Below are 14,800 nucleotides of genomic sequence, written 5' to 3'. Positions count from 1 at the left end.
GTGTACTTTTGCAGACGCAAATTAAAATTCAAATTTTAAAAAAATAAAAATGGCAAACGTTAAGAATTTAAAAAAAGACATCAACTACGTTTTAGGAGATATTATTGAAGCAGTTTACTTGTTCGAAATTTCTACTACAGGAAAACCAACAACAGAAACTAATGCTTTAATCGACGAAGCTATCGCTGCTTTTGACGCTTTGATCACAAAAGTGAACGCAAAAAAGGTAGAAGATAAAAAAGCGCACTTCAAACAAATCAACGTTGAATTGGAACAAACTGCTAATCAATTGATTGCTAAAATCAACGAATTGTAGTCAAAAAAAACGCAAAAAAAGTTTGAATTTGTTTTGGAAAAAAGAAATTCAGTCTTATATTTGCACCCGTAATGAGTCGCCAGCGTAGCTCAGTTGGCTAGAGCAGCTGATTTGTAATCAGCAGGTCGTGGGTTCGAGTCCCTCCGCCGGCTCTTAATAAAACCATCTAACTTTTGTTAGGTGGTTTTTTGTTTTAGACAAAATAACAATTTAATTGTATTTTTATGTAATGTGCTAATTTTTTTGTTAAATTTGAAATCTAACCTAAAACTAATACATTATGGAAGAGCATTCAGTTATTGAAAGTTTCGAGATGAAACTTAATGAGTCAGCTAAAGACTTTTTAAAAGAAACGGCAAAGTGGGCCTATTTTTTATCCATACTTGGCTACATAGGAATTGGCTTTATTATTTTTGCTGCTTTATTCGCCGGGACATTATTCTCCGCTATGGGCAAAATGAATCCTGCCATGGGCGCGATGGGATCTTCTTTTGGGATTGTGATGGCAGTGGTGTACTTTCTAATTGCATTGCTTTATTTCTTTCCGGTGTATTACTTGAATAAATTTGCGTCAAATGCTAAAGCGGCCTTCAAAAACAACGATTCCGATACCTTGACAACTTCCTTAGAATATCTAAAATCACATTACAAATACATTGGAATCATGACTGTGGTTGTTTTCTCTCTTTACCTTTTAATGTTTGTAGGAATGATTGTTGCAGGAATTGCTTCCAGTACTGTTTAATCTGTTTGTGGATTCTAAAACACTTTTATAGAGAATTTGAATCTACTCCTAATTATATATGCAAAAAACCATCTTGCCTAGCAAGATGGTTTTTTAATTTTAGTTTTAAATTGGTGTAACATTTAGAGAAAAACTTGGAGTTTTTGAAACTTTCGTTTTCTCATATAATTACTGCTGTTTTTTGATTGTTGCGATATATGCTGTTAATTTTTTTCCGTAAAGTGATTTTGCTACTTTTGGAGACATTGATTTCTGAATGGTATCTAAATATTTTACATTGATATCGTAAATCTCAGATAGTGCAATAAAAGGCGATACTTCGTAATCCCTGTTGTTCAAGGCAAAATTAGTAGCGAATAAATACTTTCTTTTGATATTAGAATCCTGTTTTGCAGCCAGACTATCTATAGCTTTTGTGTTTTGGTTTTTGATGGCATTGAATTTTTTTTCAATCAGCGAAAGATTTTCATCAGTGAAACGAGTATTTATTTTTTTATATTCTTCGAATATCTCTTGATTTTTTGATCCTGTGATTTTGGCATCGGACAAATAACTTTCTAAACTAGTTTCAATTGTGATGTTGCCTGGTTCTGCAAAGAACGGGATATTATTATCCAAAGAATTACTCACGCCTCTGTCTAAGAACAAATAAAGCATCTCGGGAGATTGTAGGTCAAGATTGCTTTCGAAAGCAGCACTTCCATCAATATTTATAGTGTCAATGGCTACTAAACTTGTGTCAACAACTCTTTGAATATAAAGAGTTCCTTTTTTTAATCCTTTAATATTTCCGGTAATGTGAACATTGCCTTTAGATTCATTCTTGTTACAAGAGGCTATCAGGGTAAGTGTAACGAATGCAATAATTGATTTTTTCATGTGAAGTTAAAGTTTGTTTTGAATAGGGAATCGCCATTCTTATTACAATTTTATTGGAACGATTGCGATTTAATTGTTGTTTGTATTTTGGCGCAAAATAAAGAAAATTGTTGGAAAGATTTTGGTAACGCATCCAAATTTTACAAAAAAAAATCCCAAACCATTTTTAAGCTATAACGGTACTTTAAAAAAATTAATCTCAGTCTTCACGAAGTGATTGGTTCTTAAATTTCGTCTTTTAATTGCAGTTTGTGTAATATTTGTGTAACGGTCGTTCTCCTAAATAGTTCCTTTTCAGAGGTGTCAATGATCCAATTTGCATTTAAATTGTAGAACTTGCAAATATTAGCCACATGAATAAGATTAAAGTGGTTTACTTTATTTCTAATATTAGAAAGGTTTTGCTCTGGTAAACCACATGCAGCACAAAAGGCACGTTTATACTTTAACACGCCTCTATTTCTTAACTCATCGTATAGCTGTAACATTCGATTATCTAAATCTTCTATTGTCATAATGTTAAATTTTTATAAAATAATGTTTGAAGTAAATAGTTTATAATTAGAAAATTAGAACTATTAAATGCTGTAAAAATTATAATAAATCTAACAAGTTTACCTACTAATTATTATGATTTATTTACTACGGTTTAGAAATGACCTCATTAATCTGTTATTAAAAGTTATAGTTTGGCTACTAAGATTTTCAATAAATCCCTTATTGTTTCTTTCAGAAAATCGTTTTCATTAATTAAACGATTGTAGTCTTCTTTAAAGAATCCTTCACTTTCTGGTGGGGGATTTTTTGTCTCTGCTTTAATTAATCCGTTAGTATATCCAAACTCTTTTAAATCAATTTTAAACGCTTCGGCAAAGGTTTTAAGAAAGGTGTCTGGAACGGGTTTTTTATCGTTTAAAAAGTTACTAATATTACCTTTGCTTTCTTTAGTATACCGTGAAATTTCAGCCACAGGAAACCGCAAACGCAGAGACAAAACTGCATTCTGGAATATTTCGTTGTTTGTATCCTTCTTAAAATCAGTCATTTGTAAAAATAGTTGTAATGATGTATACTAAATATTGGTTGTATGAATTATCACTGATTTGCAACAAATCAACTGTTATGTTTAGTATAATTTTGTAATGTCTTGTTTTTAAACTTACTATTTAAACAGTACTAAAATTTAAAGACTTGATTGCGTTTTTTAAACGGTTAACTTTAGACCTTAGATTAAGATAGAAATTATTTTTTAAACGGTCTTCTTTTATTTTAGAGCAATATCAAACTCTTCTGTAACTGTCAATTCACTTTTATCTATCTGCTTTTCTTTTATGTTTGGATTCCAAACGGAACGCAATTTTTTAGTATTAATTGGACAACTCTTCAAAATAAATTTGCTTCTTTTTATGATCCTTTAACTGATTATAATTTAATCTGGATAGAAACTGTTTGCCGTCGTCTCGAAAATTCACGTACCACAAATTAGTGGTTTAAAATATTTTTGGATTTCTTTAACTAATGTAGTTTGCGTAAGATTTGTGTAACGTTGGTAATTTAAGTGCCGTTTATAAAAGCTTTTAGATAATTATCCCAAACCATTTCTAGTTTGGGATTTCTCAAAATTATTTTAGGATTTATGCTTTAAACCAAGCTTCTTTCAACGCTTTTTTTGTCGCATCAGTTGCTCTTAATCCTTCTTTTTCTTCGTAAGGAAGTTTAACTTTTCCTTTGATTACTTGTTCTTTACCATCACGTTTTATTTTTACGGCAATAGCATCATTCTCTTTCCAGCTCTGACTTTCAGTAATCATTTCATAGATATTGTCTAATGAATACGGTTTGTCATTGATAGAAACTAAGATATCTCCACCTTTTAATTCCAAATTGGTATAAAAAACATTTAACTCGATATTTGGAATAACAAAAATTTCTTTGGTGGCTTGATTCACAGTAATGTAAGGAGATTGTCCTTTTAGGAATACATTTCCAGGTACTTTTTCTGTAGATTTTGCAACTCCTACTTTAGCTAAATATGTTTCATACGGAATTGGAGTTGCGCCAGATACATAAGTTGTCAAAAAAGCGCCTACTTCAGGATAGGTAAATGAAGTGATTTTAGCGAAAAGCTCATTATCATTAAATGGTTTTGATGCACCATATTCCTTAGATAATTTTTGCATCAAATCAAGAATTCCTCTTTCTCCATTGCTTTTTTCTCTGATGATGATGTCGAGACACATTCCAATAAGTGCTCCTTTTTCATATACATTTAAGTATTGTGCTTTGTACGGTTCTGTCAATACATTTGCGCTCATTGTGGTGAAAGGCATAGTGTCATTCATAGCATTTGCATGCTCAATTTTTTCTGCCATACGTGTATAAAACTCTTCTTCCGTAATTAACCCTTGGTTTATTTGGAAAAGATTTGCAAAATATTCTGTTACCCCTTCATACATCCATAAATGTTCTGACATTTTAGGCGTGTTGTAATCAAAATAATGAATCTCTTTAGAATGAATCGTTAGTGGCGTTACAATATGAAAAAATTCATGTGATACGACATCTTTCATTGATTTTACCAATTCTGATTTAGGCATCATTTCCGGTAAAACAACTGTTGTAGCTGTAGGATGTTCCAAAGCTCCAAATCCTTTTGCGTCAGTAGGCGTCATGCTCGATAAATACAGTAAAACAGTGTATTTTTTAGTAGCATTGATTTTTCCTAAAAACGTTTTTTGCGCGATCATCATCGTTTTCATTTCTGGAGTAATGCTTTCTGCAGTTACTTTTCCGGTTGGAGAATATACACCAATAAGGATTTCCATTCCATCTACTGCGAAAGTAGTGTAGTCCGGTTTTGCATACATAATTGGGTTCTCAACTAGTTCAGCGTATCTAGGAGTAGTAAACACGTCATTTGTAGTGCTTGTGTCTTGGTCCGTCATTGAGGTTGCGCCCCAAAGCGTTTCAGGATGTGAGATGCTTACCGTATAAGGAAGATCTTTTTTGTCTTGGAAATAACCCACAAATCCATGCATGTTCAGCATGAAGTTTTTACCCGCATCAATATTTGTTCCCGCAGGAGAAAAAATATCGTTTTGACCAAAACCGCCACCTTTTTCAGTATCGAAAGTATCATTAACCAGATAAGTGATTTTTACCAATGATTTTGCGTTCTTAATATTCCACGTATTATCATCGGTTTTTGTGGTAGAAAGTACGTTTCCTTTGCTGTCAAATGCTTTGAAGTCATCGATGTATTTCCCGTAATCATCAATAGAATACGTTCCAGGAACAATTTTAGGCACGCTGTACGTTACTTCTTCGGTGGTGATCTTTGGCGAGGTAATGGTAACCATCACTTTATCCTCTTTAATATCATTTAAATTAATGGCAACTTCTACTTGTTCTTTTGCTACAGCAGTGACAGCTGAGGTTCCAGTTTTACAGCTCCAAAGAACTGAAGCAAATGCTAATGCAAAAATAATTCTTTTCATTTGTTGTTATTTTTTATCTGTTAGTCTTCCTAATTGTAAAAATGTTACAGTTTACAATGATTTTACAAAGGCTGTTATTGTGCTTGTTAATTTTGGAGCTATTGGTAAATCAGGATTAGTATATGATTTCATGTTTTCAGCGTCATCACCTTTGATTTCTTTAAAAACATGATTCATATTTTCAATCAAAACGAGTTCAGCCCCCGGCTTTGCTTTTTTTAGTAGTTCTGCTTCTTGAACTGAAACTTGTATATCCTTGGTTCCGTTGATTATTACGATTGGCATTTGTAATTTTGCAAGTTCCATTTGCGGATTGTATTTTATCCACGAAATCATGTAGGGTTGAATGCTTTCTCTAAAAATGGAAGCTAACATCGGATTTTTTAATTCGAAAGTTTTTCCGCTTTTCAGGATATCAAGATTTTTTTGTGTTTCTTCTTTTAGAAAAGGCGCTTGTTTTGTGATTTGTTCAACTAAAACGGCATCAATAGTTCTTCCGGCTCCAGCCAAAGAAATAAAACCATCAGCTTTGTCTTTTGCGGCAATCATTCCTATTAATGAACCTTCACTGTGTCCGACAATTATAATTTTATTATACTTTTTTTGATTTTTAAAAAACAATAAAACTGATGTCGCATCGGTAATAAAATCATCAAAAGTAAGCGTTGCCTCATTTACGGTTCCACTTTTCATTTGAGCAAAGATTCTTTTATCATAACTAAAAACGGCAATATCATTTTTTACTAATTCTTCGGATAAATATTTTAAGGAATTATTGGTTAATCCTTTTTGATTTCCATCTCTATCCGTTGGACCTGAACCTGCAATAAGTAGCACAAGATTTGTCTTTTTATTTTGTTTTAATGGGGTATACAGCGAACCAGTTATCAATGCATTTATAGCGATTTCTTCTTCATTAAAAGATTTAGTTGCTGATTCTGTTTGAGAAAAACTGAATATAGAAAACAATAGTAGTAGGAGCAGGAGAGATTTTTTCATTTTATATTTAATAAGTTCAGCGTTAATTCCGGATTTTCAACTTCAATAATTAGTTTATGGTAGTAGGAATCTTTGAGTTCGACAATAATCGCATTTTTTTTATTGCAAACATCCCAAAAATTACGTTTGCCCTTTTTTATATAGGTTCCGGCAGTAATAACCCAAGGTAATTGGGTACCCGGCATTTTCCATCCAATCCAAAACGTGAATTCATCTTTGCTTTGATATGCGCGAATTATTTTGTCTTTTGGTACCCTAATCTTATTTTCGAAAGCCCAAAATTTGTGACTTCCTTGAATATCAAAAATAAATTCATCTTCATTTGATGTTATTGAAACCATAATTTGAGGTGTAAATCGAATATTTTTAAAAAGAAAAAACTCCCGGATATCAGGAGTTTCATAGTTTAGTCTAGTTTGTTTTTTATGTAATATTTGCCATCCAAATCTTCATCAAAATCATCAATTTTAACGGGTTTTGGTTTTGGTTTATTTGCAGTAGCTTTCTTTTTCCACATTTCAAATTTTTCTGCCGGCATCTTCTTTTTCATTATCTCAAGAATCTCTTTTTCTGCCAGACCAAATTCTTTTTTTATGATTTCAAAAGGATTTTTTTCTTCTAAAGCCATTGTAACAAGTTTTTCTGTTTGCTCCCAGTTCAATTCTTTTCGGTTACTCTTTTTCATCACGTGAAAATTAATTCAAATAAGTTGTTAATGATTAATAAATTACATTTCTAATTTGATACCAATATTAAGAAAAAAAATAATTAGATTTTCTCAAAAGGCCATTTTTTTTATTCTTTTCACCTAATTTCTTTCAATGGTGGTTTTTGAAAGGGTATTTTTAATAAACTTTTTAATTCATTGTGGTCTTCCGGATGCGGGTAAGTGTCGATTCCGTAGATGATTTCTTCTTTTGGAAGTGTCATAAAAGTTCCAAAAAGTCGGTCCCAAATCGAAAATATATTTCCGTAATTACTATCCGTGTAGGGCAAAACATGATGATGGTGTACTTTGTGCATATCCGGAGAAACGATAAAATAACTCAGAATAGTGTCCACTTTTTTCGGAAGTGAAATGTTAGCATGATTGAATTGTGTGGCCACAACCGATAAGGTTTGATACAGAAAAACCAGCCACATGGGACTTCCAATAATTAAAACACCTAATGCCGTAAAGGTAAACCGAATCACACTTTCGCCAGGATGATGTCGGTTTGCAGTTGTGGTGTCAATCCAAGTATCCGTATGATGGATCAAATGGAAACGCCATAAGAATTTGGTTTTATGCTCCACTAAATGCACCAGATACGCGCCAATTAAGTCCAATAAAAGTAATCCGATGAAAGCGTAAATCCATAAAGACATTTCAGGCAGCCATTGTAGAATTCCAAAATTATTGGCAATAGTCCAATCGGCAGTTTTTAATAAAATAAATGCGAGACAAAAATTGACTACAATAGTAGTAAAGGTCATAAATATATTTATTCCCGCATGCTGCCATTTTTTGTAGGTAAAGTTGAAAAGCGGAAAAGCATTTTCAAGTAACCAAAAAAATGTAATTCCGCTCACAAGAATTAAGCTTCGGTGTGAAGATGGAATGGTAGAAAAATAAGCAATAATATCATTCATAATTGGAGTATTTATTTCAAATTTAATACATTTTTGGAAAATATCTATTTGATAACGCGAAAAGTAAGGTTTATTCTTGGGTTAATGGGTTTTGCTGTTTTCGGGATTTGGTGTTTCCAGAAATGCTGCGTGGTTCCTTTCATCAGCAGCAAACTTCCATGTTGTAAAATGATATTTTTTTTAAGGTCTTTGTCCAAATTATGTTTCAATTGAAACGTACGTTCGGCGCCAAAACTCAACGAGGCAATCACCGGATTTGTTCCCAATTCTTTTTCGTTATCGGCGTGCCAGCCGTTGCTGTCTTTTCCGTCGCGATACTGATTGAGTAAAACGGTTGTGAAAATGGTATCCGAAACCTTTTCGATTTCCGTTTTTAGTTTTTGCAAAAGCGAATTCCAAGGATATGGTTGCATAGTTATATTCGAATACGAATAGGGTTTTCCTTCGTTTCCAAACAAAGCCGTCAAACGGGGTTGCGGATGAATTTTACCATAAACTCTAATTTCATCTTGTTGCCAAGGAATATCTTTTACTAATTCGGCAAAAATAATATCCGCTTGCTCTTTGTCATAAAACTGAGGGTAATAGATAATTTCAGCGTCCGGCAAGTCAAGGAATATAGGTTCTGATGTGGATTCGAAAAGTGATTTCACTGGATTATGTGTATTGGTACGCCCAGAAAATAAGAACTAATTGTAAAGGCATTCGCAAAAGCAAAACCCATTTTGGTAAACCCATTCTTGCTTTTTCATCGAAATACATGTACAAATGCGTTGGGAAAACAGCAATTAATAAAGCAATAACTCCCCATGCAGCGTAGCTTGAAAGCACCGGAATACACAATGATATCCCTAAAATTATTTCGGCTAAACCGCTAATTTGGTTTAATAATTTTGGATTTGGGAAATAAGGCGGAATGATTTTCAGGTACAATCTCGGGTTTCTGAAATGGTTTAATCCTGCAATAAAGTAAACAAAAGCCATCACATATAAATGCCAAGGTAAATTCATAATAAAGTTATTTATCACGAATTTATAAAAATTTAAATGAAATTAGCACAAATGTTTTAAATAGAAATTAAGCTTTTTTCTTAAAATTCACATTCATAATCACAATTGCTAAGATGATTAAAATAATTCCAACCCATTGAAGCAGAATTACTTTTTCGCTTAAAAGAAAATACGCCATCAGTACTGATACGGGAAGTTCCAGTGCCGAAACAATACTTCCAAGTCCAATTCCGGTAAGAGGGAAACCAGCGTTGAATAATAAAGGTGGAATTATAGTTCCAAAAAGAGCCAGAATTATTCCCCATTTCATGAAAATCTCAAAATTGAAAGGAGTTGTTTGTGTAGCAATTGCAAAACCGGTTACAATTACTGCACCACCAAGGAGCATGAATAAACTGCGTTGCGCTGACGAAACATGTGTGGCTACTCGATTAGCTGTAAACATGGTTGTGGTAAAGGAAGTTGCAGCCAATAGTCCCAAAACGATTCCGCGCCAGTCTAATTCTATTTTGCTTTGAATCAAATTTGTGGCAAGCGCCGTTCCAAATAATACGATGATTACCGATATGATTTTTTGAGTGGAAGGTAATTTCTTTTCTAAAATCATTTCGAATAAAACACCCATCCAAACGGTTTGCATCAATAAAACGATAGCAATAGAAACGGGAATGTATTTAACGGCTAAATAATAAAAAATACTCGTCATTCCCAGCGAAGTTCCCGCCAACATTAGTTGCGTAATGTTTTTTTTGGAGGCTTTTACAACGTCATTTCCTTTTTTAGCTTTTTGGAACATATTAATCAGCAGCATTCCCGTGATTCCGTATACAAATTGCGCAATGGTAACTTCGGGTGTAGTGAAACCTTCACCGTAGGCTATTTTTACAAAAGTAGCCAGCATCCCATAACTCGTTGCACCAAGGCCTACCAGGAAAACCCCTTTTAATACATTATTCTTTATCATTTTTTTTCAATTTTAAAAAGCGGGCAAAGATAGGGTTTAGTTCCTAGTTATGAGGTATAAATTGGTACTTAATATTTGAGACTGTTATTCTCTTTTGGTTTCGCTTCGCAGTGAGGTGGTTAAAGTATGAACTAAGGTGTTTTAGATGAATGTAGGTTTCATTTCGCTTCTTTCTCGACTAAATCACTCAAATGCAATCGCAATGCATTTACTGAAATACTGATTTCCCAGAACGACAATCCCAATGAAATTAATAATCCTAATAAACTCAGACCAAAAAGATAAATTCCGGCTGTTTGCTGTTCCAAGAACAATAACAGCATGGCAAAAACAGATAAAAACAGACTTAAAACGCCCGCCATTTGCATGTTGCGAATCAAAGTCAATCGTAAGTTAAGGTTTTTGATTTCCAATAAAATCATGTCATTTTGTTTTTCCTTGTAGGTTTTTTTTAAACCTCTTACGATTGTGGCAATGGTCAAAAAGCGATTGGTATACGCCAATAAAATCAACGAGGTTGCGCCAAAAAGTAATGCAGGAGTTTCTATTTGTAAAATCATTTTGGATTTAGTTTTGGAATTTTATTTTAGTAAAGAGTTGCAAAGTTCGTTATTCTGTGTTAAAATCGATCTTTTAGTCTTGTGAAATATAACAATTTTCCAAAATCAGTTCATTTTTTGGTAACATTTAGAATTATAGTGCTACTAAAGGAGTAACACAAATAGAAACGATGAAAAAAAATTATTTTTTAAGTATGTTTTTTTTAGGAGCAATATTCACACTCTCAGCCCAAGAAGAGCCCAAAAAGGCTGTTGAATTGAATGAAGTTGCGATTGTAAAAACTAAAAAAGCAGTTGAGCAAAAAGCGGATAGAACTATATTTGATTTTTCCAGTCAGCCCAGTTTGAATTCCGGATCTGTATTAGAAGGAATAAAAAAACTGCCGGGACTTATCGCTTCAGATGTGGCCGGGATGATGTATCAAGGCAAACAGTTGGATGTTTTTATGGACGGAAGACCGCTTAATATTACCTCAAATGAATTAAATTCTTTTCTGGAAGGAATGCCTGCGAATGCCATTGAAAAAATTGAAATCATCACGCAACCAGGAGCTGAGTTTCCTGCTACTTCGGGTGGTGCCATTATGAATATCATCACGAATAAAAACGCTAAAAATTATTTAAGCGCTACGTATACCAACAGTACTAATTTTACGAGTTACGATCATTTGCGATGGAGAATCAATAATAGTCTGTTGCTGAGCGCTAAGAATAAATATTTTGGATGGCAATTGAATGTTGGACAAAATTACAGAGAATCCGCTGTGTGGACTTCACTTACTAAAAATGAAAATAACACAACTTCGTTACTTTCCACAACTGAGGCAGATCGTTTCGGACGTACTAATTTTGCAAAATCTGCACTTACGTTTGATATTGGCAACGACCGATTGTTATTTAATTACGATGTGAACTACAGCAACAATAATAGCAATACATTAGGAAACGGTCCCGGTTTCAGTACTAATGATGATTCCTTTACGGATGCTTTGCGTCATGATTTTGTTATTACTTTCCAAAAAAAGTTTGAGGATAAATCTAAAAAATTAGATTTCAAATTCAATTACAACAGCAATCAAAATGATTTCACACTGAATTCTAGAACTAATAATGCTACACTATTAGATAATGCTTCGACGCAGCGGTTGTACAATGCTAAAGTTGATTACTCACAACCAATTGCATTTTCTGATGAAGGGAAAATAAGCTTTGGTGGTTTGTATGAAGCGCTTCTTTTTGAAACCCAAAACATGGAAATTGTGAACTTGGATTATCAACGAAAAACAGCAGCAGCTTACGGTGAGTTACAAACTAAATTTGATAAGTTCAATTTTATTGTGGGCGGTAGAGCTGAGGATTACAATATCACCGGTAAAACCAATACCGCTGATTTAATTCCGTTTAAACAATTCCGTTTTTTTCCAAATGCAAGTGCCCAATATAATTTCAGTAATTCTGTTTATTTTAATGTGAATTACAACAAGAAAATAAGTTTGCCAAGCACTACTGCTTTAAATCCAAACAACACCAATTATCAGAATCCAAATATTGATTACTCTGGAAACCCGAATTTGCAGCCTACAATTTTTGATAATTACGAAGCAAAATTGAGTGCTTTTGATTATGCTTTTATCGGATATAATGTTAGTTCTGCTCAAAATCAGGTAATCAATAGAGTATTGCTTACGGATGATGTCGTGGTTAATACCAATGTAAATGTCCCTCAAATAAAAATTCATAACTTTAATGTGGGAATGCCAATTCCATATATGTTGTTTACAAAAGGACTTAAAGAAACCTTAAAAATGAATATTAATCCGGATAAAATGAACTTTTTATATGTGTATACCGCATATCAGTTTCATCAAATTCCCGAAATTAAGACCAATGGTTTCTGGATGTTTAATTTGATGTCTCAAATTCTGTTGCCAAAAGACATCAAGTTTGTAGCTAACTTTAATTACATCATGTCTAAGGGGAATTATTTTTATTTCATTGCTGAGAAGCCTTTTAATAATACGCTTGATTTAACGTTTTCTAAAAAGTTTTTTAAGGACCAATTATCGGTTTCCATAAGTGCGGATGATATCCTTAATTCGAACCGATTTGTGTTCAGTTCTGTGGGTACGCCTTTGTTATTAGCAAATAAAAACGATACACGTCGTTTTGGCTTTAGTGTAAATTATAAAATTCCAACCAAAAACAAATTGGCAAAAGAGGATCCTAATTTATTGAATAAAGAGAAAAAAGAAGAAGGAAATATCTTGAATCAATAACTATATTGTTTTTATTTTTGGACAATTTTAAACAAAAGAACCTGCAAGTTTACGCTTGCAGGTTTTTTATGGTTTAAAATTTAATCAAATAATCTGAAAACCTCTCTTTACGAAAGCCGCCAATATTTCCCCTTTTTATGAGTTCTGATAAGTTTTTGCTAAGTTTACTTTTTCAACTACTTTTCTGTTTGATGTATAAAGCAAGCTAAATCATTCGGATAAAGACATATTTCGGCTATATTTATCTATTGAAATTTAAATTATGATACAAAAATTAAGACAACGGGTCAAAAGTATTTTAGAACATCGTATAAAACATATGGGCACATTTACCAGCGGTATTTATGCTTTTATTATTGGGTCTGTTTTACTGACGATTGACTATTATGTTTATTTTGGAATGAAATTCAAAATCAATGAAATGGAAATTTACAATCGGCTGATTCCTGTTTCTACTATTTTAATCTCCATTCTTATTGGAATTTCATTAACTACTTTCTCTGTTATTTTTGTTGTGATGCAGTTGGCATCCTCTCAGTTTTCACCCCGAATCTTGAGACATTTTTTGTCAAATAACATCAAGATGCAACAATTTATCGGATTGTTTGTGGGTACTATTTCGTTGTGTGTATTACCGCAATTAGCTTCCGTTTTTTATCAAACTTCTTTTCTTTTAACACTTACTTCAGGCTCTCTGCTTGCTTTTTATTGTCTAGTATGGTCTTACCCTAATATGATTAGCTATTTAAGTATAAACATGAATGTTTCCAGTATTACAAATGGAATCAAAACGGAAATGGTTGAAGAAATCAATGATTTGTATCAGGAAAATTGGAGTATAGGAAAGAACCTCCTTTACAAACGTTCCAAAATTAACCCGGATAAATTTCAAGTAAAAATCGTAAGTCCTTTTGAAACCGGTTATTTGGACAGCGTAAACTATAAAAAACTGGAAAAAATAACGGAACATATCAGTAGTTCTGATGTGGGTGTATTTTTTGAAAACGCCTATCAAAAACCTATTGTAGGGGAATTTATCATGAAAGATACCACTACGCTTATGGTATTAGTTTTTAGCGAGGAACTCCAAATGAATCAGATACTTCGTTTGAAGAAAGAAATAGGAGCTATTGTCAGCACAACATTTAAAGTTAAGTTGTTCAGAAGTCATACGCAAGATGTAAATTTTGGTGTGAGAAAATTGGTAGATATTGCGATAAAAGCAATTTCTCCTGCGGTGAACGATCCAACGACTTGTTTGAATTGTATTGATCAAATAGGGGAAATAGCAAAAGAATTATCCTTAAGAGAATTTCCTTCAACGGATTCCAGGACTTTGGGCTCCAAAAAAATACAGGTAAATGAATTTAATTTTGAGGAATTTATTGACTTTTGCTACGATCAGATTTTTCAATGGGGTAAAGAAGATCCTACCGTTGTGAAGAGAATTATTAGATCGATAAGGATTATTTTACCATTAGTTGAAAACCCTTTCAATTTGAAAATTTTAATCCAGCAAGTTGAAGAAATGGATTTACTTGAAATTTATAACTTGTCACAATACAAAAAAGGGAAGCTAAAAATATCAAAGGAAAAATTAGTAATTGTAGAGAAGGAATTGTCTCGATTTAGACAAAAAGCTCAGTTACAAATTAAAGCATTGGAACTAAAAGGAGTTTTAAATCATTACGAAACAAATCATTATTCGGATAATTCAGAAATTACAACTGCTGAAATTGAGGCGATTGATTATCTCAAAGCTTACAAAACGGTAGCCGATACAATTTATTACAATGGAAATGAATTATCATAAAAAGTTTAAATGAATTGAGCTGCTATTGATGAGCGAGATTGGTGCCTATTTTTTGGTCTTAACAAGATCTCGGTAGTCAAAATCGATTTTGAGACAGAAATGCAAATT

At 32.9% G+C, this 14,800-nt stretch carries 16 protein-coding genes and 1 tRNA gene; 5 read left to right on the top strand and 12 right to left on the bottom strand.

Annotation, left to right across the window (positions count from 1 at the left end; translation table 11 throughout):
* The first annotated feature begins 49 nt into the window (after positions 1–49).
* From DR871_RS11775 to DR871_RS11765, 3 genes are all read left to right on the top strand, one after another.
* Positions 50–316, top strand: coding sequence for a hypothetical protein (locus DR871_RS11775; RefSeq protein ID WP_073209770.1), 267 nt, complete (start codon positions 50–52; stop codon positions 314–316).
* 78 nt (positions 317–394) lie between these two features.
* A tRNA-Thr gene (locus DR871_RS11770) sits at positions 395–468 on the top strand.
* Between the two features lie 128 nt (positions 469–596).
* On the top strand, positions 597–1,061 hold the full coding sequence (locus DR871_RS11765; protein WP_113666463.1) for a hypothetical protein: 465 nt from the start codon (positions 597–599) through the stop codon (positions 1,059–1,061).
* A gap of 168 nt (positions 1,062–1,229) precedes the next feature.
* Here the strand turns inward: DR871_RS11765 and DR871_RS11760 are convergent, their stop codons facing one another.
* From DR871_RS11760 to DR871_RS11705, 12 genes are all read right to left on the bottom strand, one after another.
* Complete coding sequence (locus tag DR871_RS11760) at positions 1,230–1,940, bottom strand: DUF4369 domain-containing protein (protein ID WP_113666462.1); 711 nt, start codon at positions 1,938–1,940, stop codon at positions 1,230–1,232.
* Positions 1,941–2,164: 224 nt separating this feature from the next.
* Complete coding sequence (locus DR871_RS11755; RefSeq protein WP_113666461.1) at positions 2,165–2,455, bottom strand: hypothetical protein; 291 nt, start codon at positions 2,453–2,455, stop codon at positions 2,165–2,167.
* A gap of 167 nt (positions 2,456–2,622) precedes the next feature.
* Complete coding sequence (locus DR871_RS11750; protein WP_113666460.1) at positions 2,623–2,985, bottom strand: hypothetical protein; 363 nt, start codon at positions 2,983–2,985, stop codon at positions 2,623–2,625.
* A gap of 589 nt (positions 2,986–3,574) precedes the next feature.
* Complete coding sequence (locus DR871_RS11745; protein ID WP_113666459.1) at positions 3,575–5,437, bottom strand: M61 family metallopeptidase; 1,863 nt, start codon at positions 5,435–5,437, stop codon at positions 3,575–3,577.
* A gap of 51 nt (positions 5,438–5,488) precedes the next feature.
* Positions 5,489–6,436 (bottom strand): alpha/beta hydrolase, encoded by a 948-nt coding sequence (locus DR871_RS11740; RefSeq protein WP_113666458.1) that lies wholly within the window; start codon positions 6,434–6,436, stop codon positions 5,489–5,491.
* Positions 6,433–6,777, bottom strand: coding sequence for a hypothetical protein (locus DR871_RS11735; protein WP_113666457.1), 345 nt, complete (start codon positions 6,775–6,777; stop codon positions 6,433–6,435). Before DR871_RS11735 ends, DR871_RS11740 begins: the two co-directional genes overlap by 4 nt.
* 65 nt (positions 6,778–6,842) lie before the next feature.
* Positions 6,843–7,121 carry a DUF2805 domain-containing protein gene (locus DR871_RS11730; RefSeq protein WP_066081282.1) on the bottom strand — a complete coding sequence of 93 codons (279 nt, stop codon included), beginning with the start codon at positions 7,119–7,121 and terminating at the stop codon, positions 6,843–6,845.
* Between the two features lie 119 nt (positions 7,122–7,240).
* Entirely contained in the window at positions 7,241–8,068 is an 828-nt protein-coding gene (locus tag DR871_RS11725) for a sterol desaturase family protein (RefSeq protein WP_113666456.1), read from the bottom strand.
* 44 nt (positions 8,069–8,112) lie between these two features.
* Positions 8,113–8,721, bottom strand: coding sequence for an alpha-ketoglutarate-dependent dioxygenase AlkB family protein (locus DR871_RS11720; protein WP_113666455.1), 609 nt, complete (start codon positions 8,719–8,721; stop codon positions 8,113–8,115).
* A 4-nt stretch (positions 8,722–8,725) separates the two neighbouring features.
* Entirely contained in the window at positions 8,726–9,079 is a 354-nt protein-coding gene (locus tag DR871_RS11715; RefSeq protein ID WP_113666454.1) for a DoxX family protein, read from the bottom strand.
* 67 nt (positions 9,080–9,146) lie between these two features.
* Positions 9,147–10,043 (bottom strand): EamA family transporter, encoded by an 897-nt coding sequence (locus tag DR871_RS11710; protein ID WP_113666453.1) that lies wholly within the window; start codon positions 10,041–10,043, stop codon positions 9,147–9,149.
* A gap of 158 nt (positions 10,044–10,201) precedes the next feature.
* The gene (locus DR871_RS11705; RefSeq protein ID WP_113666452.1) at positions 10,202–10,603 is read right to left on the bottom strand and encodes a DUF2721 domain-containing protein; all 402 of its coding nucleotides are present in this window, start codon (positions 10,601–10,603) and stop codon (positions 10,202–10,204) included.
* Positions 10,604–10,773: 170 nt separating this feature from the next.
* On the opposite strand from DR871_RS11705, the gene DR871_RS11700 reads away from it, so the two are divergent.
* Both DR871_RS11700 and DR871_RS11695 read left to right on the top strand, forming a co-directional pair.
* The gene (locus DR871_RS11700) at positions 10,774–12,879 is read left to right on the top strand and encodes a TonB-dependent receptor domain-containing protein (RefSeq protein WP_113666451.1); all 2,106 of its coding nucleotides are present in this window, start codon (positions 10,774–10,776) and stop codon (positions 12,877–12,879) included.
* A gap of 262 nt (positions 12,880–13,141) precedes the next feature.
* Positions 13,142–14,692: a DUF2254 family protein gene (locus tag DR871_RS11695; RefSeq protein WP_113666450.1), complete on the top strand. Its 1,551-nt coding sequence runs from the start codon at positions 13,142–13,144 to the stop codon at positions 14,690–14,692.
* The last annotated feature ends 108 nt before the right edge of the window (positions 14,693–14,800 follow it).

It is taken from the genome of Flavobacterium petrolei (assembly GCF_003314435.2).
In the GTDB taxonomy this organism is placed as follows: domain Bacteria; phylum Bacteroidota; class Bacteroidia; order Flavobacteriales; family Flavobacteriaceae; genus Flavobacterium; species Flavobacterium petrolei.
This window is presented reverse-complemented; position numbering and strand designations above follow the sequence as displayed.